The sequence below is a fragment of the Ruania rhizosphaerae genome (assembly GCF_009805705.1).
Classification (GTDB): Bacteria; Actinomycetota; Actinomycetes; order Actinomycetales; family Beutenbergiaceae; genus Ruania; species Ruania rhizosphaerae.
In genome coordinates this window covers 208,712-228,931 of sequence record NZ_VSMB01000002.1, presented here as the reverse complement: position 1 = coordinate 228,931, position 20,220 = coordinate 208,712, and the positions used below count along the sequence as shown (strand labels likewise).

Below are 20,220 nucleotides of genomic sequence, written 5' to 3'. Positions count from 1 at the left end.
ACCTCCTGGCCGATAGCGTCGGTCCCAGACCCACCGCGGACCGCGGCGTAGACTGCGCGGACGTACCGCCGTAGTCAACCACAAGGAGCACGCCCTGGACTCCACGCGAGCCCTCGAGGGTGATCCCCAAAGCCCGGACGCCCCGCTGCTCATCGGTTCGATCGGGGGCGATCGGGGCCGCGTCCGTGCCATGGCGCGCACGTGGGGTGAGGTGCCGGTGGTGCTGGAATCGGCGACCACGGTGGTGCTGGCCAGGGGGGCAGTGCGCCGGCCCGGCGGTATCGAGTGGAGCCACGGGCCAGTTCTCAGCGGTCAGGCGGCAGGTCGAGCTGGTCGCGATGCCATCACGATCGAGGAGGGTGAGGAAGCGTCCGAGCTGCGGGCAGGCGCCTCCGGCGCCATCCCGCTGTACGTCGAGGACGATGGGGAGAGCATCGTCTTCTCCTCCCATCTCGACGCGCTGATTCGCACGCGCCCCACCGCGGCGAGCCCGGACTGGGACGCGGTGGCCCAGATGCTCGCGGCGAGCGGCCCGATCGGTGGTCGCACGATGGTGCGCGAGGTGAGGCGACTGCAACCGGGTGAGCGAGTGCGGCGCAGCGCCGCCGGTGAGGTGGTCAGTAGCCGGCACTGGTCATGGCCCGCCCTCGAGATGAGTGGAGCGACGGTCGATGATCTGCTGGCCGTGTTCCGATCCACTGTCGCGGACCTGGCCCGGTCCGGACCGCTCGTCTCGATGCTCAGCGGTGGGTGGGACTCACGGCTGCTGCTCGCCGCAGCCGTGCACGCCGGCGTGCGCCACGGCGTCCACGCCTACACCACGTCTTCGGACACCGGGACGGTCATGGAGGAACTGGTCGCGGCCCGGGTGGCCGAGCACCTCGGCGTCCCGCACGAGATCGTGATGCCACGGCGAGATGCGTTCGCGGCCGACCTGGCCCACTTCGGTTCGGCCGTGGACTACCAGACCGCCTTCCACGTCTGGCTCGTCCCGCTGGTGCGCCGGCTCGCGGCAGCGCGAACCGGAGCGCCAGACGCAGTTGCGCCAACGGTGCTCGACGGGCTGGGCGGCGGACTGTTCGTGGGCGGTGCTTTCGCCGATCCGGCTCCCGGCGAGCCCGTCGCCGCCCAGCGAATCGCGGGGGGGACGCGCTATCTGGCGGCCGCTTCCCACGTGCTCGCGCCCGGAGTCGTCGAGCGGTTGCGTGACCGGATCCAGGCCGATACCGAGCCGATCGTGCGCCGCTACCTCGACCACCCGTTCGGCCACACGTTCACCGCCTACCTCACCCGGACCCTTCCCGGTATCAGCCTCGCGCCGCACGGGCTGGTGGCAGCCGCAGGCCCAGTGGCGACGCCGTTCCTCACCGATGACCTGGTGTCCACCGCCTTGGCCATGTCGCCCGACGAGCACCGCGACGGTCGCCTGTACCCGCTCCTGACCAGCACCTTCGACCAGGAGCTCGGCGCGATGTCCACTGCCCAGGACCTGGTCCCGTGGCCACGCCCCCACCCGCGCCGGGCCACATCCCGCGAGGCGATCACGCATCTGCGAGATCTGCTGCGTGCCGAACCGGTACGGCCGCTGGTCTCCCGGCGCCTGGCGGAAGGGACGCCGTCGGACTGGCAGGCGGTGCTCTCCACCACCGGCGGCCAGCATCTGGTCCGGGGACTGGCCATGCTGAGCCTGTGGACCCGCCGGTACGAAGGAACCCTGACGAACATCGATCCGACGGAGCTGATGCGGTGATGATTGTGTCCTCCTGCCGCGTGCTGGTGCTCGATCCCGCCGCCAGCCTACCGGCGCCGACGCGGACCGTGCTGGTGCCTGGAGTCTCTGCGGAGGGCCCGCGACACCTTGCCGGGCCGTTGCTGGGTCTGCTCATCGACATCGAACGGCGCGGGCTGCATACGATGCTCGTGGCCGAGCAGCCGGCCGATCTGCACACCCCGGTGGCGGCGATCTGCCGCTTTGTGGTGGCCGCAGATGCCGAGACCTGCGCTGAAGCTCGGAGGATCTGGGGCGCCCACCACGTGCGCATGGTCTCCTCGACCTCGCGTGAGAACGTGCTGCGCGCCGCACGAGCGCTGCCCGTGCCCGCCGCCCGGACGGTCCCGCGGCGGGCGCAGGCGGCTGTGCAGCGGCTACGGAAGGCTGTGATGAACAGAGCGAGCCGGTTCCGCCATCCGCAGGAGGGGATGACAGGATTGCCCGATGACTGAGTCGCACGCCTTCGACGTGCTGATGGCGACCGACCTCCGGTTCCCCGGTGGCACCACCGCGAGCGTGGTGGAGGAGACGCTCGCACAGAACCGGGCCGGTTACCGCACGGGACTGCTCCATCTGCCCTCGCCGATCCAGCGGCCTGGGGATCCGTTCGCGCCCAGGATCCGGGCGCTGGTGGAGTCAGGGGCAGCCGAGCTCGTACTCGATGGGCCGGTCTCGGCGAAGGTACTGGTGATCCGGCATCCGAGCGTCCTGGCGTCGACGCCGCCGTGGTTGCCCCAGGTGAGGGCTGAACACGTGCTGATCGTGGCTAACCAGGTTCCGGTGGACCCGCGCGCGCACTCGCCCTACTACGACGTGTGGGCGACGCAGAGGGCAGCCCGGCCCTTCGGTGAGCGGGAGCCGGTGTGGGCTCCGATCGGTCCCACGGTGCGGGAGGCGCTGGCGCACCACGCCGGGGAGGTGCCGATGCTGGCGACGGATTGGACGAACATCGTCGACGTCGACTCCTGGCACGTCCCGCGTGAGGGCGTGGTGGACCGCCGACCGGTGATCGGCAGGCACAGCCGCGGGCATTGGAGCAAGTGGCCCGCCACCAAGGAGGAGATCTTGGCCGCCTACCCGGACGATCCGCGCTACTCGGTGCAGGTGCTGGGCGGCACCGAGGCGCCGCGTGACGTGCTGGGCCGGCTACCCGGGAACTGGGTCGACCTGCCGTTCAACTCGGTGACACCGGCCCAGTACCTCGCATCGATCGACTTTCTCGTGTACTACCACCACCCGGCGCTGGTCGAGGCATTCGGCCGGACCGTCCTCGAAGGTCTGGCCTCCGGGGCTGTGGCCGTGGTGGATGCCTCGTTCGAGCCGACCTTTGGAACCGCCTGCGTGTATGCCACTGCGGGTGAGGCACGCACCGCCGTCGACGAGTTGTCGGCGGACCCTGATGCCTATCAGCGTCAATCCGCACACGGGGTGGCCCTGGTACGCGAGCGCTTCAGCTACGAGGCACACGCACGGAGGCTGGCCGAACTCATCGGGCCCGCCGAATCCTCGGGGGAGACGTCCCAAACCAGCGAGCGATCAGCGGAGGTGGCGCCCGAGCCGCGAACCCTGGTGGTGCTGCCCCACCGCGGTGACTCGCCCGACTCCGTGCTCGCGGCGCTCGCGCTCCCCGAGGACGAGGTGCCGGTGGTGCTGCTGACCGCTGACGATGCTCCGACAGCTCTCGTGCGCCGAGCGCAGGTGGAGACTATCCCGGAGGTCGCTGCAGGCCTGGAGCCCGGTGACCGGCAGCGATACCTCGCTGCACGTGTCTCGGGCATCGTGGACACCTGCGCGATCGGGCGCGTGGTGCTAGCCGGCGATCCCGACCAGTTGCAGGCCGATCTCGACCCCACAGTCGAACTGGCGATGGCTAGGCGCGCTTCTGCCGTTGGGTCGCGACCCGAACGTGAGAGCTCGAGCGGGTGGGAGATTTCCGCCGTAAGGCGAGGGAACACGCCCGCTCAAGCCGGCCGCTCCCTGCACACCGTGGCCCGTCGTGGCGCCAACCTCCTCCGGCAGCGCGCCCCGCGCCCGGTGGTACGAATGGGCGTTCAGGCCAAACGCGCGCTGCGGTCCGCGAACGCCCGCGCACTGCATCACCTGGCACCGGCCGGTGCACTACGCATGCATCCTGCCCGGCTGCCCAGGCTGACCCCACCACCCTCTCCGATCACCGACGGTCGTCCCGCCGTCGTCTTCGTGGTCCTGGACCAGTCACTGGCTGCTGCCGAGACCACTCGCGCGATCATGCAGCGCGCCGTTCTGAGCAACGCCTTCCTTCCGGTGCTGCTCGCGCCCCCGTCATGGATCGGTGCGGCGCGAAAGGCCGGCGTGGCGATCGAGACGCTGGTGCCACAGGAGGAGTTCGCCGCGCCGTATACTTCTCGCTGGCCGGGATACTTCCGTCGCCGCCTCGCCGAAGTCGTGCAAGCGTTCCAGCCGGCTGCGGCCCTCACCCTCGCGACCGCACCACCCGGTGCGCGTTCGCCGGTGGACGAGGCGCTCGACGTGGCTGAGAGTCTGAGCGGGCAACGGAGTATCTGATGGAAGGGGATCGCGATCGTGGTTGTGGGTAGTGCAGTACGGGATGCCGTCAGACCGGTGCGCACGGTCCTGGGACGTGGGCGACGCAAGGTTCGCGCCGGACGTGTCCTGTTGCGGGAACTGCGCAAGCTCGCCCGCAAGGAACGCCAGTGGCGCGTACCGCTGCGCATGCGCCACCCGCGATTCTGGCTCAAGGGGTTCCTCTCCCGCAGCGCCGTGCTCTATGACCTGCAGAACACCGGCCATGGGAAGTACGTCTCCGACCTGCAGCGGCTGTTCCGCACCAAGTACATGGTCCATGCCCGCCTGCAGGACGTCATCAACAACAAGTTGACCACGCACCTGCTCCTGCGGGCCATGGACGTGCGCTCGCCCGAGTTGCTTGGGGTCTACTCCCGCGGCGCCGTGCACCCCTTCCCGCAGGAGGGCCGCATCCCCATCGTGGTGTACTTGGATCGGATGGCGCCCGGCGAGAAGGTGTTCTTCAAGGTGCTCGCCGGTGCCGAAGGCAAGAACATTGTCGCGGTCGAGAAGGTCGATGCCGCCACCGTCCTGGCGAACGGCGAAGCGATGGCCCCGGAGCAGATGAAGCAGTTGCTGGGAACGCACGACCGGCCGTTCATCGTCGAGCGTGGCCTGGCCCAGCACGACGTCGTCGGCGGGCTCTACCCGAACACGGTCAATACCGTGCGGGTGCTGACGATGCTAGACGTGACGAACGGGAACGAGCCGTTCATCGCCCTCGCCGTGCAGCGGATTGGCTGCAGGCGTGCGGAGCCGTCGGACAACTGGAGCCGGGGCGGGCTCAGTTCGCGGATTGATCTGGACACGGGCGAGCTGGGGTCGGCCACGCGACTGCCGGACAGCAACGTCAAGGAGTGGTTCGACGCGCACCCGGACACCGGTGCGCCGATCAACGGTGTGGTGCTGCCGTACTGGCAGGAGACCCGTGACCTGGTGATGCACGCCGCTCGCGTGCTGTCGTTCATGGAGTACGTCGGCTGGGACATCGTGATCGGTCCGGACGGCCCTCTGGTGCTGGAGGCCAACATCAACACTGGTGTCAACGTGCTCCAGTCGCACCAACCGTTGTTCGCCGACCCGCGTGTGCGTGCCTACTACGCTGAACGTGGAGTCCGCGCTGCGATGGACGCTGAGCCGCCTGCTGTCGTCGTTGACGAGCCGGTGTGAGCGGCATGCCTAGCCACGGCAGCGTGATGCCGGAGTCAGCGGGACCACTGCTCGGCGTTCTCGGAGGAATGGGCCCCGCTGCTACGGCGGATTTTCTGGCCAAGCTCGCTGTACGCACTTCTGCTCGGCGAGATCAGGATCACATCGCGACGCTGGTCTATTCCGACCCCACCACGCCGGATCGTTCTGACGCGATCCTCGGCACGGGCGCGGACCCGGCTCCAGCGCTGCGTCATGGAGTCCGGTTCCTCAGCGACGCCGGCGCCCGCGCGATTGCGGTGCCATGCAACTCCGCGCACTACTGGTTCGACGAGATGCAGGCCGAGTCCGACGTGCCGATCTTCCACATCGTCGATGCCGTGGCACAGCAGATTCAGCGCGATACCTCGGCTGTCACCCGGCTGGGGTTGATGTCGACCGACGGGACAGCCAGGTCCGGCGTCTACAACCGACTCGCCGACCATGGCTACGATCTGCTGGATCTGACGGATCTGGGTTCCGCCAGCGCGGTGATGCGGGGTATCCGGCTCGTCAAGGCCGGTGACCTTGAGGGTGCACGGGATGTACTGGTCGAGGCCGCCGCTCTCCTGGCCCAGCGCGGAGCTCAGGGCATCGTGTACGGCTGTACCGATATCTCCGCGGTGCTCGGGCCCTCCCCGTCGGGGGTGACGGTTCCCGTCTGGGATTCGGCGGATGCGCTGGCGCAGGCCTGCGTCGCGTACATTCAGGATTAGTGGCGTGAGTGCAGAACGGGCCGCATGGCGGCGAGATCAGGAGAGGTTGCCCATGGTGCAGTCTGAAACGACGTCGGCATCCACGACCGTGGTGACGATCGACCGCCTGCAAGCCTTGCGGTACCGGTCCGAAGCGGAGCGCCGTGGCAACACGCGCCAGCGCCACACCAACGTCATGCTGCTGATCGACGCGTCGGGGGCTGGTGGACAGGTCCTAGGCGTCGGCGAGGCGCAGTTCCGGGGCCGGGAGACCGGCGACCGAGACAGCCGTTCGTGGGACTTCCTGGAGCGCGCGCTCACTGTTCTCCACCAGCGCACGATCGCGTGTGACAGTCGGCAGGCGGCCCTGGGCTCCATTACCGAACTGATGACTGTCTTGACCGTGCTTGCCCGCGATCACGAGCGCCAGTTCGTTCCGGCGTGGGGGCTCAACCGTCAATCAGCTACACGGCTCGCGAAGGTGGCAGCCGAACGCGTGGGCTTGCTCGAGGGCACGACTCCCTATGCGGGCACGCTGTTCGGCGTCGAGACGGCATTGCTGGATGTGGCGGCGCGGGCTCTCGGGATCTCGGTGGCACAGCTCCTGTCCGAGGAGTCGGGCGCAGTCACGGTAGTGGCGCCGGTCGTCGCCGGGCGATCCGTGAGCACGACTGACCTGCTGGACCAGTTGCGCGAGGCCCGTGCGGATTCCGCGCCAGATCGTCCGGTGTGGTTGGACTTCGAGCGTTCGCTGAACTTCGAGGACTCACGGGAGCGCGTGCGCGCCTTGGTGCAGGCCGCAGCCCGCGAGGAGATTGACCCCAGGGTCGTCATCCGCCGCGCGCTCCGGCTCCGGGACTTCGCCCGTCGCGGCGCGTTCGTCCGTGAGGTGGAACGGATCGTCGCGGGAACCTCCGGTGCGGTTGAGTTCACGGTCGCCGCCGATCTCCTCGGAGCCGAGAAGCGGGTCTCCCGGCGATTCCGGTCTCGCCCGCAGGTGGTCGCCGGATTGCGCCCAGCCGTTGCCGGTGGGCTCCTACGCGCCAGGGAGGTCGCGTTGCGAAACGCCGAGCGCGGGCAGGGGCGCCTCTATCTGCTGGACATGGATGCTGGTGGGCCGGTCGCGCTGGCCGCCCTCAGGCAACTGGCCGCGACCCTGCCCGGCGTACACGGCGTGATCGCCAAGCCGCGGGACGGGCATGGCACGGACCTTGACCCCGCCGGTCTCGGGGTGCACACGCCGTGGGAAGAGATCGTGGAGGCGGTGACCGACCGCCTCACGGTCCCGGCTGAAGACGAGATCACCGCTGGACCACAGCCGAACATCTACCCAGAGGTTCCCTATCTACAACCTCTCGGTCCGAACGGGACCAAGGGGCACATGATGGAGCGGCAGGCGCTGGCGCTAGGGATGTCGACCGTGCGCTTCTCCAAGGGCGCCTTCTACGCCAATGATGGTGTGCACCCCCCGCTGCTGTTCAAGTGGAGCCGCTCACCGCTCTCGAGCGCATCGTCGCTGGCGCTGTGCACACACAAGGAGGCGACCCGCCTGCGACTGGGCCGCGCTGGTGTACCCGTGCCGAAGGGCCGGACGTTCCGCAACGGCGACTTCGACACCGCTCGTCAGTTCGCCGACCTCCTAGGTTACCCGGTGGTGGTGAAGCCGGCTATGGGCGTTCGCGGGATCGGCGTGGTGGCAGGGATCTCGGACCGCGTCGAGTTGGACGTAGCCTTCGACCAGTTGCGCGAGAGCAAGCTGGGCAGTCAGGACTTCATCGTCGAGAAGCACATTCCGGGCAAGGACTACCGCATCGTGGTGATCGGCGATCAGGTGATCGCGGCGATTCTCCGTGACCCGGCTTCGGTGGTGGGCGACGGCGTCCACAACGTCGCCGAACTCATGATCCGGAAGAACGCCACCCGTCGTCTCAATCCTCACCTGTGGGGGCGCCCGATCCTGTACGGCGCGGCCGCGAAATATCAGCTCTCCCGCGCCGGCCTGACGTTGGAGAGCGTGCCCGAGGCTGGTCAACGGGTGATCCTGTCCAATACATGCAGCCTCTCCCAAGGAGGCGACTCCGTTGACGTCCTGGATGAGCTGCATCCGAGCATCAAGGAAGCGTGCGTCGCCGCCGTCAAGGCCGTCCCGGGCCTGGCATTCTGCGGGGTTGACTTCCTGCTGGAGGATCATCACAAGCCCCTCAGCGAGCAGGAAGCGGGCATCTGTGAGCTCAATGCGCATGCCGCCATCGGCAACTGCGAGTACCCGACGTACGGCACGCCCCGTCAGGTGGCACGCACCTTCATGAACGAGGCTGTCAAACGCTTCGATCTGAACGTCGCACCCGAGTACGCAGAGCACCTGTCGTTGAGGCTGGTCGTCCGGGGGCGTGTCAACGGCGTCGGATACCGGCGGTGGATGCGGCGTCAGGCCGTCGAGTTCGGCCTGACCGGCTGGGTCCGCAACATCAGCCGAAGACGTGTCGAAGTAGTACTCGTCGGCGAGACCGTCGCCGTCAGCGCACTCGCCGCCGCTGCAGTCCTCGGACCGGCGCGGTCGCGCCCCACCTCGGTCACCACAGAACATGTTCAGCCGCCCGACGTCGACGACTTCAGGTCGCTACGACGCGCCCCACAGGAGCTGATGCCCAGTGTCCGCTGATACTCACGAACTGGCACCGATCGCCGCATCCGAACTCGACGGAGTACTCGCGCTTCGCGCCCTGCTGCGCGCGAACCTGCCGATTGAGGTCTACCCGCGGCAGGTCTGCTACGTGCGAAGTGATGACGGCGTGGAACTTTCCTTTGTTCACGGCGTGCCTGGCACCAGCGCGCTAGGCCCCATTACCTACGCCCAAGACAAGCGGATGCAGCGTGGGCTGCTTGAGCGCAATGGTGTGCCGGTTCCGCCGGGTGCGACCTTCACCATGGGTCGCGGAATCGAGGCAGCCAAGCGGACAGCGTCGAAGCTTGGGTACCCGGTCGTGGTGAAGCCCGCGGTAGGTGACAACGGCATCGAGACCTTTCGCGACATCCACGACGAAGCCGACCTCGATGCGGCGATCGACTATCTTCGGAATCCGACCAGCGAGCGTGAAGGGTTCAGCCGCTCTGCCTACGGGTTGACCGAACTAAGAGAGCCCGGTGAAGAGAACGGCCGCCTCGTCGTGCCGCCGGGCTACATGTTCGTGGTCGAGAAGCAGTTATCAGGTGAGTACTTGCGGGTCCTGGTCAGTGACGGTGAGGTCCGGTCCGTCATTCGATGCGAAGGTGTTCCCAGCGACGGAAGCATCGTCGGCGGTGAGGACGTTACCGAGATCGCACATTCGGACGTACGTGACCTCGCGCTTCGTGCCAGTGCGGCGCTGCCCGGACTAGGGCTCTGTTCGCTCGACCTGGTGGTTCCCGATGCAACCGCTGCGATCGATGACCGGCCCGTGGGAGTGGTGGAGTTCTCCGAGCGTGCGGGGCTGGCAGTGCAAGCAAAGGTTGCGCCGACGGATGCTGAGCGGCTGAGTGAGGGCATCATGCGCCGATACGCGAGATCCCTAGGGCTGCGGATCTCGGACCCGAATGAGGTGGTCACCTACGACTTCGAAGCACACTCCCTACCCGACCCCGAGCGGGGCAGCGGCGACATCGTGGCAGCAGCAAGCAGCGTGGGCATCAGAGGCGAAATTCGGGCTGTTGACACGGTCGGTGGACGGGTCGACGGAACATTCAGCGGCGACGCTGGTCGCATGGCTCACCTCGTAAATGAACTGATCGACGGCGCTGTGAAGGGTCACAGCATCATGCTTGTGGTGCTGCAAGTCGCGCCTCGTGCGGACCGAGGAGTTGCCGGTGAGTAGCGACACCATCCCGGACCCGGAAGAACAGGAGCTCACGGTCGGCTCGCACCTGTTTCTCGACGGAGTCCGCGCCATTCGCTACAGGATGCCGTTGAAAAAGGCATATGGAACAGCACGCGGGAAGACGACTGCGAGCACCAATTTCATCGTGATCGTAGAGGGTCGAGACGGCGAAAAGGCGTACGTTGGAATGGGTGAGAGCCAGCCGAGGCACGTGTTGACCGGAGACGGAGAGAAAGATCGTAGTTCCGCGTGGCGATTCCTCGTAGAGAGCGTGGAAACGCTACAAGGAATGAAGATCGATGTTAGGAATTCAGCCGACGCCATCCGGTCAGTGAAGTTCCTCATGCGAACCCTGAGAGATCGCGCAGGCATCGCCTCGACGGAAATTCATGGACCGAAACCGTTTCGTGGGACCCTGCTGGGAGTAGAGGTCGCACTCCTCGACCTTGTATCACGATACTTTGACGTCCGGTTATCAGAATTGCTTGGAGAGCAGAGACTGGATGTTCCAATTTCGATCTCCACGATCTCAACATCTGTCGCGGCGTCAGATGTCGTCGAGAAAGTGTCAAGACAAACGCGATTTCCGATCACTAGACTCAAAGGTAGAGCCGGGGTCAAATCAAACTTGGACCTACTCTCGGCTGCGGTACAGGGAAATCAGAGAATCGGAGAGCGAAAGCCGCTCTGGATTGATCTTAATGAAGCCATGACATTCGAGACAGCGTCTGATTTCGTTGCTGAGGTGGCTGGCCTGATGAAGTCTGGCGAATTGCCATCGACGACGATCATTGAGGGGCCCTTGCCCAAGCAGGACGGACTCAAGCACGCAGACTTGCAGCTGGTCGCCGATGACGCATTGCGGACACGCGGGCTACCGGCCGAGTACCGAATCGAAATCATGCCTGATGAGAGCATGTGGGATGCAGATGATCTGAGAGAGCTCGTGCAGGCGGGCGGATGCAAGGCGATAAACATCAAGGCCCCCAAGGCTGGAGGTCTACTTGAATCGCTGGAACTCGCTGAAGCGGCTGTAGCCGCGAACCCTGAAACCCGAATATGTATCGGTGGCATGCTCGGCACCAGCGAACTGACAGCCTGGGCTCTGCACAACCTTGCCCGCGCAATGCCGCGCTTGGACTATGTGACCACGGTCCCTCCGAGGAACGTCGAGACAATCGCCTTCCCTAGGTCCAACTATGCTGGCCCCGGCAGCAACGTCATTCGCCGGCAGGAAGGTCCTGGCTTGGGGACTGAGGTCGACCTGGAGCGCTTGGCCCCATATGTGGAGGAACAGTACGCCAAGGGGGTGAGGCGTCCGATACGTGACGAGACCGCAGCGGCGCGAACGACCGAAGCGCGCTCCGCAGCCGACGCTTCAGAGCGACCGAAGGCAAGGTCCTGGCGGATCACGATCAAGGGAGACGGCCTCGCAGCCCACGGTTACGTCGACTGGCTGTATGCCGCGGCTCTAGAACACGACATTCATGGATGGGTTTGTACTCGTGAAGACGGCGCTGTCGATGTCCTCATGCGGGGCACGGGTAAGCGAACGACGAAGATGATCAGTCGGCTCTGCGAAGGCCCGTCGGGGGTGAGTGTTTCAGACCTTGAAATTCGCACAAGTGAGACGGTGCCCAGAGCGGGCTTCCGCGTGCGAGAGGGGAGGGTGCGCGACCCGCGAGCGAAGAGCCTCCGGCATCGGCTGAAGTCACGGGTGATCCGCCTCGTGCGCCCAAGACCCAATGAAGTGATGGATGAGCACGGTCAGCGCGCGGAGGCCGAGAGACCCAAAGATGATCGTCCTACACGAGAAGTAGCGGTGACAGGCGATCCCGCACGGGCAAATGACGTAGAGTCGGCGCCATCAGAAGGATCGGTTCCGTCACTCGAGGTGCTCGGGCGATCCCTCAGCGGATCGTGGGCAAATCTGACCGAACCTGATGCTGTGCCGTCACGAATTACCTTTCTCCTGGACCAGGTAGTGCCGGGATCGGTGTTGGTGTTGATGGACGCTGCGACGTGGACGCAACGGTTGCGTCGATCGTCCCGTCAGTCTCGATACGGTCGTGACGAACTCTGCAAGCGCGCGGTTGCCGCGGGTGCGGTTGCGATCATGGGATCGCAGGAGCCGCCCGACCTGGAAGTGCCGTACTTGAAGGTTCGAGATAGTCGAGAAGCAACATGGAACGTTGCTCACCTCATGCGAAGGTGCTACTCAGGAAATGTGGTCGGAATTACCGGGACTGTCGGAAAGAGTACGACGGCGGCGATTCTCGCGCATATCCTCCAACGTTCAATGTCCGTCTCTTCCAGTTATGGAAACTGGAACACAGTTGATGGTGTTTCGAATACGCTTTCCGGATTAGACCATACCAGCGATGTCGCAGTTGTGGAAGCCGCGATTTCTGGATTCGTTCGGATTCCAGGTCACTCAACTGCGGATATGATCAATCCCGATGTTGCTATCATCACGGCGATCGGCCTCGCACATAGAGATATCGCACCTACCGTTGCCGATACTGCGAGAATAAAGGGCAGCTTGATCGACCGCATGGCGCCCGGTGGCGTGGCTATAATAAACGCTGACACGCCGCACTCCGAAGAGCTGAGGCAGCGGGCGGAGGTAGCTGGGGCGAGTTCGGTAAGGACATTCGGTCGATCAGTCGCCGCAGACTGCCGGTTGCTGAATTGGGACGTCGACATCAACGGTTCCAAGATCGAGGTCGAGCTATCCGGGACACGCCTCGAGTACCGGATGCAAACCGTTGGCGAAGGGGCCGTGCTGAACGGTCTCGGTGCGCTGCTTTGCGCACAGGCATTGGGAATGCGCGTGGACGACATTCGTGTCGGACTCGAAACGTACGCTCCTAAGGACAACGTCACGGCCTTGCATGAGATACCGGTACGTGGTGGGACCGCGCTGCTGATTGACGATTCGACGAATGCGACGGTTGACTCGATGAACTCATCATTTAAGCTTCTCTGGAAGTTTGGCGCGAATCGATCTGGGCGTCGTATTGCGGTGCTCGGACAGATCAACTTTCTAGGCGACGAGGCAGAGCGCATTCATGCGAGCCTGGCTGAGGGCCTGATTGAGAATGACGTTGATCTCGTATTCACCACAGGGAACGACATGGACCGTCTGCGATCTGCGCTGGGCGAGCGTTGCGGGCCACACGCGCATGAAGTGGACGAGTTGCCAGCGCTGGTGAGAGATCGACTGCAATCCGGTGACACTGTGCTGGTCAAGGGGTCGAGTGCGAACACGAGATTCGGGAGTGTAGCGAAGGGGCTGCGGTCAAAGGGTGATCACGATCTATGACTGAAATGCAGGCTTGGCGGATACGTGTCGAGGGGCGCGTCCAGGGCGTTGGCTATCGTCGCTGGTTAGCGCGCCAAGCCAGCAAGCGGTCAGTGTCGGGCTGGGTGAGGAACTGTGATGACGGTGCGGTGGAGGCGCTGTTATGCGGTGAACCTGGTGACGTCGGCTATGTGTTGGCACGTAGCAGGCAGGGGCCAGCGACGGGCCATGTCTCAGTCGTAACTGCCAGTCGATCTGCGGTTGAGCCGCGCGATGGGTTCGACGTCGTAGATGGCATCACCGGGTGAAGATTGTCGCCGAATTGGAGATCCATTGGATGTGGCAATGTTAAGCATTGAACGGGCACATGCCCTCGAGTACACGATGCCTCTTCGACGGCCCTATGGCACCGCTAGGGGAGTGACGCGAGCATCGACGAGCTTCCTCATCCGGCTCCACGGCACTCACGCGGGTCAGGAAGTGGTCGGAGTGGGGGAGTCCCATCCACGGCGGAAGTTGACCGGTGATCTGAACGCCGACGCTGCGTGGAGTTTCGCCACTGAGGCCGCCAAGGCGCTGGTCGGACAGACCGTAGACGTCGAGACTCGTGAAAGTGCAGTGGCGTCGGTCCGTGAAATAATGTCTGGCGTGCGGGAAGTTGCAGAAAAGCATAGTGAGGAAGCGAACGCACAAAGGCCGTTTCACGGCACTACTCTAGGCTTGGAAGTGGCACTGCTGGACCTCATCGCCCGCTGTCTCAACTGTACAATATCGGAACTCCTGGGCGAACAGCGTCGCAGTGTCCAGGTCTCGGTGCGAACGCTGTCGAACCAGAACAGTGAAGACGAGATCCGATCTAAAGTTTTGGAGCAAGCGCATAGATTTCCGATGATTCGGGTCAAGGGCTCCGGTGATATAGACGGTGACCTGAATATCCTCCGCGTAGTTCACGAGACAAATGTGCGTGCGGCGGCTGAAAAGCCGATTTGGATGGATCTCAACGAAGGTCTCGATTCCTCGGGAGCCGGCGTCTTTGTAGAGAGAGTGGCGCGCGATATTGGTGAGGGCAGATTGCCGCGAGAGGTGACTCTCGAACAACCTGTCCCGCATAGTTCTAGAGAACGTCTTCCCGCTCTTCAGCGTCAGGCAGACAAACTCTGCGAGGGTTATGGCAGCGGCACGATTCTCATCATGGCTGACGAGAGTTTGTGGGACACCACTGATCTGGAGTGGTTGCACAGGCACGGCGGCTGTCGTGCCATCAACATCAAGACAGCCAAAGCAGGCGGGCTTCTCGCGAGCCTTGATCTTGCCCGTCGTGCTGTCGAGCTCGACCCGGACATGCGGATCTGTGTCGGCGGGATGGTAGGGACTAGCGACATCACGACGTGGTCCCTCGTCAATCTAGCCAAGGCGATGCCGCGCCTCGACTACATCACGGCGGCCCCGCCAGGGGGCCCTGTGGCTCGGATCTCCGAGCCGCTAGTCGAGTTCGAGGCTGGCTCGAGCGTCCATACGAACAGCCCGCATCCCGGGTTGGGTGCGACGCTCGCGTACGACGCAATAATTCCGTTTACAAGACGTCATTTTTGGTTCCCGACGCTTCCCGACGTCAGCAGCGGACCTATCCCAATTAATAAGTATGAGTCGGCACATCTGCGCGAGTTCGGAAAGATACAGCTCGATAGCCACCTTTTGGAGCGAGAGTGCCTTGCGCTCGGCCTAGGTACGTTTAGGACGAGCCAGGTCGGCTTTGTCGCCAACGATGGCCCGGATCGCTCGATCGGATTCTGGTGGACAAAGTCGACCGCTTCGTCGCGAACAGCGACGGCCATCACGAGCGACAAGCATTCGACGCGTTTACTGCTTCAGCGTGCTGGTATACCGGTGCCTAACGGAGATCGGTTTGGCCCGAATGAAATCGAGCCAGCAATTGAATATGCGAAGCATATCGGATTTCCTGTAGTTCTCAAGCCGCTGCGCGGTACTGGTGGGCGAGGTGTGGTAACGGATATTCACGACGCAGCGGAAATGCGGTATGCGTTCGATTCGCTGAAGGGTACGGGGTACGAGAACAGAGATGTTATCGTAGAAGAGCAAATTGAAGGAACAAGCGGCAGAGTCTTTGTCGTAGGAGACGACGCTCTGTCGATGATCCAATGGCCCCATGGAGCAGTGATTGGCGACGGTCAACGGACCGTGGGGGAACTGCTACTTCTTAAGCATGAGATGCGAATGCGCAATCCGCACCTGATGAACAGGCCCATCAAGCTTGACGCCGGAACTCGCCATCAACTTGAGCGCCAGGGGGTCACGTATGACACAGTTCTCACGGATGGTCGCGAGGTGATATTTAGCTCCAATCCAAATCCGCAGCAGGGTGGAGAAACGCGGGATGCCATTGATGTTCTTCACCCGTCGTTCGTGGAGGCGTCTGTGCGGGCAGTCAAAGCGATCCCAGGTCTGTCATTCTCGGGGGTTGACTGGATTATTCCGGACCTTTCTAAGCCATTGTCGGAGCAGCGAGCAGCTATCTGCGAACTCAATGCTCACCCGTCGCAAAGCGGCAATGAGTTCCCGCTATATGGTCGCCCGAGCAAGGTCTCGCGAGCAATCGTCCGGCTGGTGGCGGGTAGGCGTGGTCTGACGATTACGGACGATGCGGCTCAAGAGCTGACGCTACGCATGACGACCCGAGGTAGACGTGCCGGCGAAGAGTATCGAGAGTGGTTTGCATCCCGTGCCCGAGCATTTGGCGTGTCCGGCTGGATCCAAGCTGAAGGTAGGGAAGCGTCCCGTGCACTCGTAGCTGGCCCGAGTGCTCCGGTTGCGGCGCTCGCCTCTCTTGCGTTCGCTGGGCCGCGGGGCTCTGGAATCGAGAGTGTGGAAACGGTTCACGCGGCCGTACCGGTGCCTGAGGAGTTCGAGGTTCGTTCATGAGGTTCTTTCGACGCCCGGCCAGCCCGCCCACAGGTCTAGTCCGATGGTCAGACGGTCTACCAGAGCGCCTGCGAGACAGTTGGCTTCTGCAAGCTGAGATGCTCGCGCATGGTGTGCCTTCGATACGACTTCCCAAGGATGCTCTACTTTCAGGCGACGACAACACGTCTGCACGCCTAGCGTTCATCGGTGGTGAGTCGACAGGCACGACGTTCGCAGGAGAGAGCTTCTGTGAGAACGCACCGTCGTGGCGAGCGCTCCTTGCGCGCGGTGGGCTCCCTGTCTCGGAGCATGTCCTACTGCGGTCGACGCACCGTAGGTCGGCGTCCAGGTTCGCGGACCGGGTTGGCTACCCAGTGGTCATCCGGGAGGCGCGTGGCGCACGAAGTCACCGTGTTTCCCCTGGCTTGAGTAGCGCAGCAGACTTAGACGCTCGAATGTCTGCGTTGGAGGCAGCCGACCGGCGAGGGACCTTCATCTTGGAGGCGATCCGCGGCGGCGTGACTTTGGACTGCCTCGTCGCTGGCGACGAGGTGCTCTCAGCTGTCTCCTCCTCGACAGAAGGTTCCGGGACGGCGACGCAGGGAGCCGTGCGTGAGGCACGAGGAAGCACCCATCCCGAGTTGCGCTCAATCGCTGTTGCTAGCCTGCAAGCCGTTCCGGGTATAGATCACGGGAGCGTGACGCTCCGTGTCGACAACGTGACGAGACCGGCCGGCAGGCAGACGGTCCAAGTTGCGGATCTTGACGCTTCGCCGCATCTCGGTCGAAGAGTGAACGCCGGTGGTTCGCCCGACATCGTCACCACGTTCCTGAAGCATGAATGTGAACTGGCCGGCATCATTCCGGGCCGGCGTCGGTCCATGATCTCGGCGACCGTTGAACCTGTCGGTTGGTCGGCCAGCGTCGCGATGACAGAACTGAGCATGTTTAAGGACCTGTCACTGCGAGTTGAAAGTGAGCACTCGCAGTCGGGTGGGAGGCCTCCCTGGTTTCGCGTCAGCGGATCGCCGGAAGCAGTGGCGTTGCTCACCGTGCGCATGATCCTTGGGGACGAGCAGACGGCGCCCGCACATATGGTGTCCACGGCGGCGAAGGAATAGACGCCATGGTGGAGAGCGATCCAGAGTGAGCACCTGTGCTCTTCGTAGGATTAAGCGATCATCTGATTCAAGATCGCGCCGCCAATTCGTTCCCGGTACGCCCTGAACTCGACTGTGGCACGCAGTTCAGCGCCCTCCAGGAGTTTTCCGTGCTGCTGCGAGATGTCGATCGTCTCGTCCAGCACAACGCGTCCAGGGCGTGGTGACATCACGAGTACCCGGTCGCCCAGGAAGATGGCCTCGTCAACGCTGTGCGTGATGAAGAAGATCGTCTTGCCGCCTTCGCGCGCTATACGGAGCAGGTCGTTCTGTAGCTGCTCGCGAGTGATTGCATCGAGCGCGCCGAACGGTTCGTCCATGAGGACGATATCGGGGTCGCTGGCCAGCACTCGTGCGATCTGAGCCCGCTGCTGCATGCCGCCGGACAGTTCGTAGGGACGCTGCTCGGCGAACTGCTCCAGGCCGACGAGTCCGAGTTGCGCGATGGCGCGGCTTCTCCGCGCTTCCGCGCGTACCCTTTGAAACTTCAGCCCGAGCTCGACGTTCTTGCGGACCGACAGCCACGGGTACAGGTTTGGCTGCTGGAAGACCACGCCACGTTCATGTGCGGGTGCGTTGATGGGCACCTCATCAAGCGTCGCCTGGCCACCCGTCGGCTGTACGAATCCTGCCAGGATCTTCAAGAGCGTGGTCTTGCCGCATCCTGACGGTCCCACGACACAAATGAACTGGCCCTTCGGGATGGTCAGGTTGGTCTCGGCGACGGCGTGGACAACCTCACCGCCGTCAGTCACGTAGCGATGTGAGACCCGATCGAGGGCGAGAGTCATTCGCCAACGCCGGCGATCGCGTCGGTGTAGACAGCGGAGGCGTAGTGTTCGGACGAGGCGATGTCGTCGATCTCCTGCTGACTGAGGAGGAACTCGGCTGTGAGATCGAGGGTCTCCGCCATCGCTCCGCCGAAGTAGTCTTCCCCAGCCTGCTCACTCGCCGGAAGGTAGACGTAGCCTTCCATGAGTTCTGTGGCTTCCTCCGGGCTCACGCCCAGCTGTGCACCGATAGCTTCGGCAGCGGCGTCGGGATCGTCCTGGATCGTCTGGACAGCGTGGTTCTGAAGAGCGGTCCAAGTCTCCATGAACTCCGGGTTGGCATCAATGAACTCAGTTGTGCCGGCGGCGAGATCGAAGGTAGCGGTGCCGGAGGCGGCGGTGTCCTCGCTGGACATCACCAGCGTCCCGTTCTCCAGCAGCTCCTCCAATGTCGGGTTCCACACCCAGGCTGCGTCGATCTCTTCGCGTTCCCAGGCGGCGAGCATTGCGTCGGGGGAGAGGTTGATGAGGTCGACGTCGTCAGTTCCGAGACTGGCTTCGTCCAAGGCATTGAGCAGGGAGAAGTGGGCGGTCGAGCCGTACGGGACCGCAATGGTGGCGCCTGCCAGTTCATCGATGCTCTCGACGGCATCGAGGGCCACCAGGGACTCGGCATCGCCGATCACGTCGTGGATCCAGATCACCTGCGCGTCGATGTTGAGCGGTGGAGAGATCAACTTCACGGCCGGGCTCGATCCCACCAGGCCGATATCGATCGTGCCCGATCCGAACGCTTGCACGACCTCCGCCCCGGACGCGAACTGGCTCCATTCGATAGTGGCGTTGGGTAGGCAGGTTTCGAGCCAGCCGTTGTCTCGGACCACCAGATCACCGTTCGGGATGAGTTGGTAGGCGATCTGGATCGAAGCCGTGACGTCTTCGTTCACGGCTACTGGGCATTCATCCGCACCCGCTGTCCCATCGGACTGGTCTTGTGCCTCCTCAGCGGTGGAGCACGCAGCCAGGGTCAGCGCAGCCGCCGCGACGAGCGCGGCACCGGAACTGCGAGACGCGCGGGCATGTCGGAGTGTGAACATCAGGAGGCCTTTCCGTGCCAGGGAACCAGTAGTTGTGCAAGGTACTTCAGCGCCGTGTCGAGTGCGACGGCGCACAGTCCGATCACCATGATGCAGGCGATCGTCAGTGCTGTCTGCAGCTGCGTACCGGAGACGTAAGCCAATCCGCCGATACCGGGGATGCCATTGTTGAGCTCGGCCGCTACCACGGTCGTCCACGCGAAGCCTGTGGCGATACGGATGCCGGACAGGATGTCGGGCAGTGTTGAGGGCAGGATGACGTGCGTGGTGATCTGCCAAGAGTTCGCGCCCATGGACTCCGCCGCCTGAATCCGGTCCGCGCGAATTCCGCGCATCCCGTTGATCGTGGAGATCGCGATGGGTGGGAACGCGGCGAGGAAGAGCAACCAGTACTTGGACAGGTCACCGATGCCGAACCAGACGATGAGGAGCCCGATGTATCCCAGCGGGGGCAGAGCCCGCAGGAAGTTCAGGTAGGGCTCGGTCAATGAGTTCACCCACCGGCTACGCCCCATCAAGAAGCCGACGAGTGGACCGAGCACGATCGCGCAGCCGACGCCGACACCGATGCGACGGAACGAGGCGAGCAGGTGTTCCCACATGAAGTAGCCCTGTTCGCCGCACAGGATTCGAGAGCTACTTTCACTCGCCGGGTAGCACGAGTTGGATCGCACGAGCGCGTCCAGGACCGATCCTGGCGAGGGTAGGTACAGTGGGTCTACCCAGTTCAGAGCGGTCACAGCCCACCACAGCGCTACTGCGGCCACGAGCGAGGCGAGCTGCAGTCCTAATCTGCGCCAGCGCCCGAGCCGTATCGACCGCCGGTGGCGTAGGCCAACCTGGCTGGTCTCCTCTTGCTCATGGTGGGTGGAGTTCACGGGTGGATGCTACCTG

14 protein-coding genes are annotated in these 20,220 nt (G+C 63.9%); 11 read left to right on the top strand and 3 right to left on the bottom strand.

Annotated elements, in window-relative coordinates; all coding sequences use genetic code 11:
- Positions 1 to 190: 190 nt before the first annotated feature.
- The 11 genes from FV560_RS04415 to FV560_RS04365 all read left to right on the top strand — a co-directional run bounded on the left by FV560_RS04415 (position 191) and on the right by FV560_RS04365 (position 17,420).
- The gene (locus tag FV560_RS04415; protein ID WP_159619795.1) at positions 191 to 1,750 is read left to right on the top strand and encodes an asparagine synthase-related protein; all 1,560 of its coding nucleotides are present in this window, start codon (positions 191 to 193) and stop codon (positions 1,748 to 1,750) included.
- Positions 1,747 to 2,223, top strand: coding sequence for a hypothetical protein (locus FV560_RS04410; RefSeq protein WP_159619793.1), 477 nt, complete (start codon positions 1,747 to 1,749; stop codon positions 2,221 to 2,223). Before FV560_RS04415 ends, FV560_RS04410 begins: the two co-directional genes overlap by 4 nt.
- The gene (locus tag FV560_RS04405) at positions 2,216 to 4,315 is read left to right on the top strand and encodes a glycosyltransferase (protein WP_159619791.1); all 2,100 of its coding nucleotides are present in this window, start codon (positions 2,216 to 2,218) and stop codon (positions 4,313 to 4,315) included. The genes FV560_RS04410 and FV560_RS04405 overlap by 8 nt, the downstream gene beginning before the upstream one ends.
- Before the next feature lie 57 nt (positions 4,316 to 4,372).
- Positions 4,373 to 5,506, top strand: a complete 1,134-nt coding sequence (locus FV560_RS04400; RefSeq protein ID WP_159619789.1) for a sugar-transfer associated ATP-grasp domain-containing protein — start codon at positions 4,373 to 4,375, stop codon at positions 5,504 to 5,506.
- A 5-nt stretch (positions 5,507 to 5,511) separates the two neighbouring features.
- The gene (cuyB, locus tag FV560_RS04395) at positions 5,512 to 6,240 is read left to right on the top strand and encodes a cysteate racemase (protein WP_235019944.1); all 729 of its coding nucleotides are present in this window, start codon (positions 5,512 to 5,514) and stop codon (positions 6,238 to 6,240) included.
- Between the two features lie 52 nt (positions 6,241 to 6,292).
- Complete coding sequence (locus tag FV560_RS04390; protein ID WP_159619787.1) at positions 6,293 to 8,881, top strand: acylphosphatase; 2,589 nt, start codon at positions 6,293 to 6,295, stop codon at positions 8,879 to 8,881.
- Between the two features lie 112 nt (positions 8,882 to 8,993).
- A complete protein-coding gene (locus FV560_RS04385) occupies positions 8,994 to 10,070 on the top strand; it encodes an ATP-binding protein (RefSeq protein WP_159619785.1) in 1,077 nt (358 codons plus the stop codon).
- Positions 10,063 to 13,398 (top strand): Mur ligase family protein, encoded by a 3,336-nt coding sequence (locus tag FV560_RS04380; protein WP_159619783.1) that lies wholly within the window; start codon positions 10,063 to 10,065, stop codon positions 13,396 to 13,398. Before FV560_RS04385 ends, FV560_RS04380 begins: the two co-directional genes overlap by 8 nt.
- Positions 13,395 to 13,685 carry an acylphosphatase gene (locus FV560_RS04375; RefSeq protein ID WP_159619781.1) on the top strand — a complete coding sequence of 97 codons (291 nt, stop codon included), beginning with the start codon at positions 13,395 to 13,397 and terminating at the stop codon, positions 13,683 to 13,685. The genes FV560_RS04380 and FV560_RS04375 overlap by 4 nt, the downstream gene beginning before the upstream one ends.
- A 208-nt stretch (positions 13,686 to 13,893) precedes the next feature.
- Positions 13,894 to 16,317, top strand: a complete 2,424-nt coding sequence (locus FV560_RS04370) for an enolase C-terminal domain-like protein (RefSeq protein ID WP_235019924.1) — start codon at positions 13,894 to 13,896, stop codon at positions 16,315 to 16,317.
- 446 nt (positions 16,318 to 16,763) lie between these two features.
- Positions 16,764 to 17,420 (top strand): hypothetical protein, encoded by a 657-nt coding sequence (locus FV560_RS04365; RefSeq protein WP_159619777.1) that lies wholly within the window; start codon positions 16,764 to 16,766, stop codon positions 17,418 to 17,420.
- Between the two features lie 50 nt (positions 17,421 to 17,470).
- Here FV560_RS04365 and FV560_RS04360 read toward each other — a convergent pair whose 3' ends face one another.
- From FV560_RS04360 to FV560_RS04350, 3 genes are read right to left on the bottom strand one after another with little or no spacing between them, the layout of a single operon-like run.
- Positions 17,471 to 18,214 (bottom strand): ABC transporter ATP-binding protein, encoded by a 744-nt coding sequence (locus FV560_RS04360; RefSeq protein ID WP_235019923.1) that lies wholly within the window; start codon positions 18,212 to 18,214, stop codon positions 17,471 to 17,473.
- A 32-nt stretch (positions 18,215 to 18,246) separates the two neighbouring features.
- Positions 18,247 to 19,326 carry a taurine ABC transporter substrate-binding protein gene (locus tag FV560_RS04355; protein ID WP_159619773.1) on the bottom strand — a complete coding sequence of 360 codons (1,080 nt, stop codon included), beginning with the start codon at positions 19,324 to 19,326 and terminating at the stop codon, positions 18,247 to 18,249.
- A complete protein-coding gene (locus FV560_RS04350) occupies positions 19,326 to 20,204 on the bottom strand; it encodes an ABC transporter permease (protein WP_200837527.1) in 879 nt (292 codons plus the stop codon). The genes FV560_RS04355 and FV560_RS04350 overlap by 1 nt, the downstream gene beginning before the upstream one ends.
- Between the last annotated feature and the right edge of the window lie 16 nt (positions 20,205 to 20,220).

Bases quoted from the DNA above. Each gene is read 5' to 3' on its own strand.
- cuyB (WP_235019944.1), top strand. From the start codon at position 5,512: ATGCCTAGCCACGGCAGCGTGATGCCGGAGTCAGCGGGACCACTGCTC.
- FV560_RS04390 (WP_159619787.1), top strand. From the start codon at position 6,293: ATGGTGCAGTCTGAAACGACGTCGGCATCCACGACCGTGGTGACGATC.
- FV560_RS04375 (WP_159619781.1), top strand. From the start codon at position 13,395: ATGACTGAAATGCAGGCTTGGCGGATACGTGTCGAGGGGCGCGTCCAG.
- FV560_RS04415 (WP_159619795.1), top strand. From the start codon at position 191: ATGGCGCGCACGTGGGGTGAGGTGCCGGTGGTGCTGGAATCGGCGACC.
- FV560_RS04405 (WP_159619791.1), top strand. From the start codon at position 2,216: ATGACTGAGTCGCACGCCTTCGACGTGCTGATGGCGACCGACCTCCGG.
- FV560_RS04355 (WP_159619773.1), bottom strand. From the start codon at position 19,326: ATGTTCACACTCCGACATGCCCGCGCGTCTCGCAGTTCCGGTGCCGCG.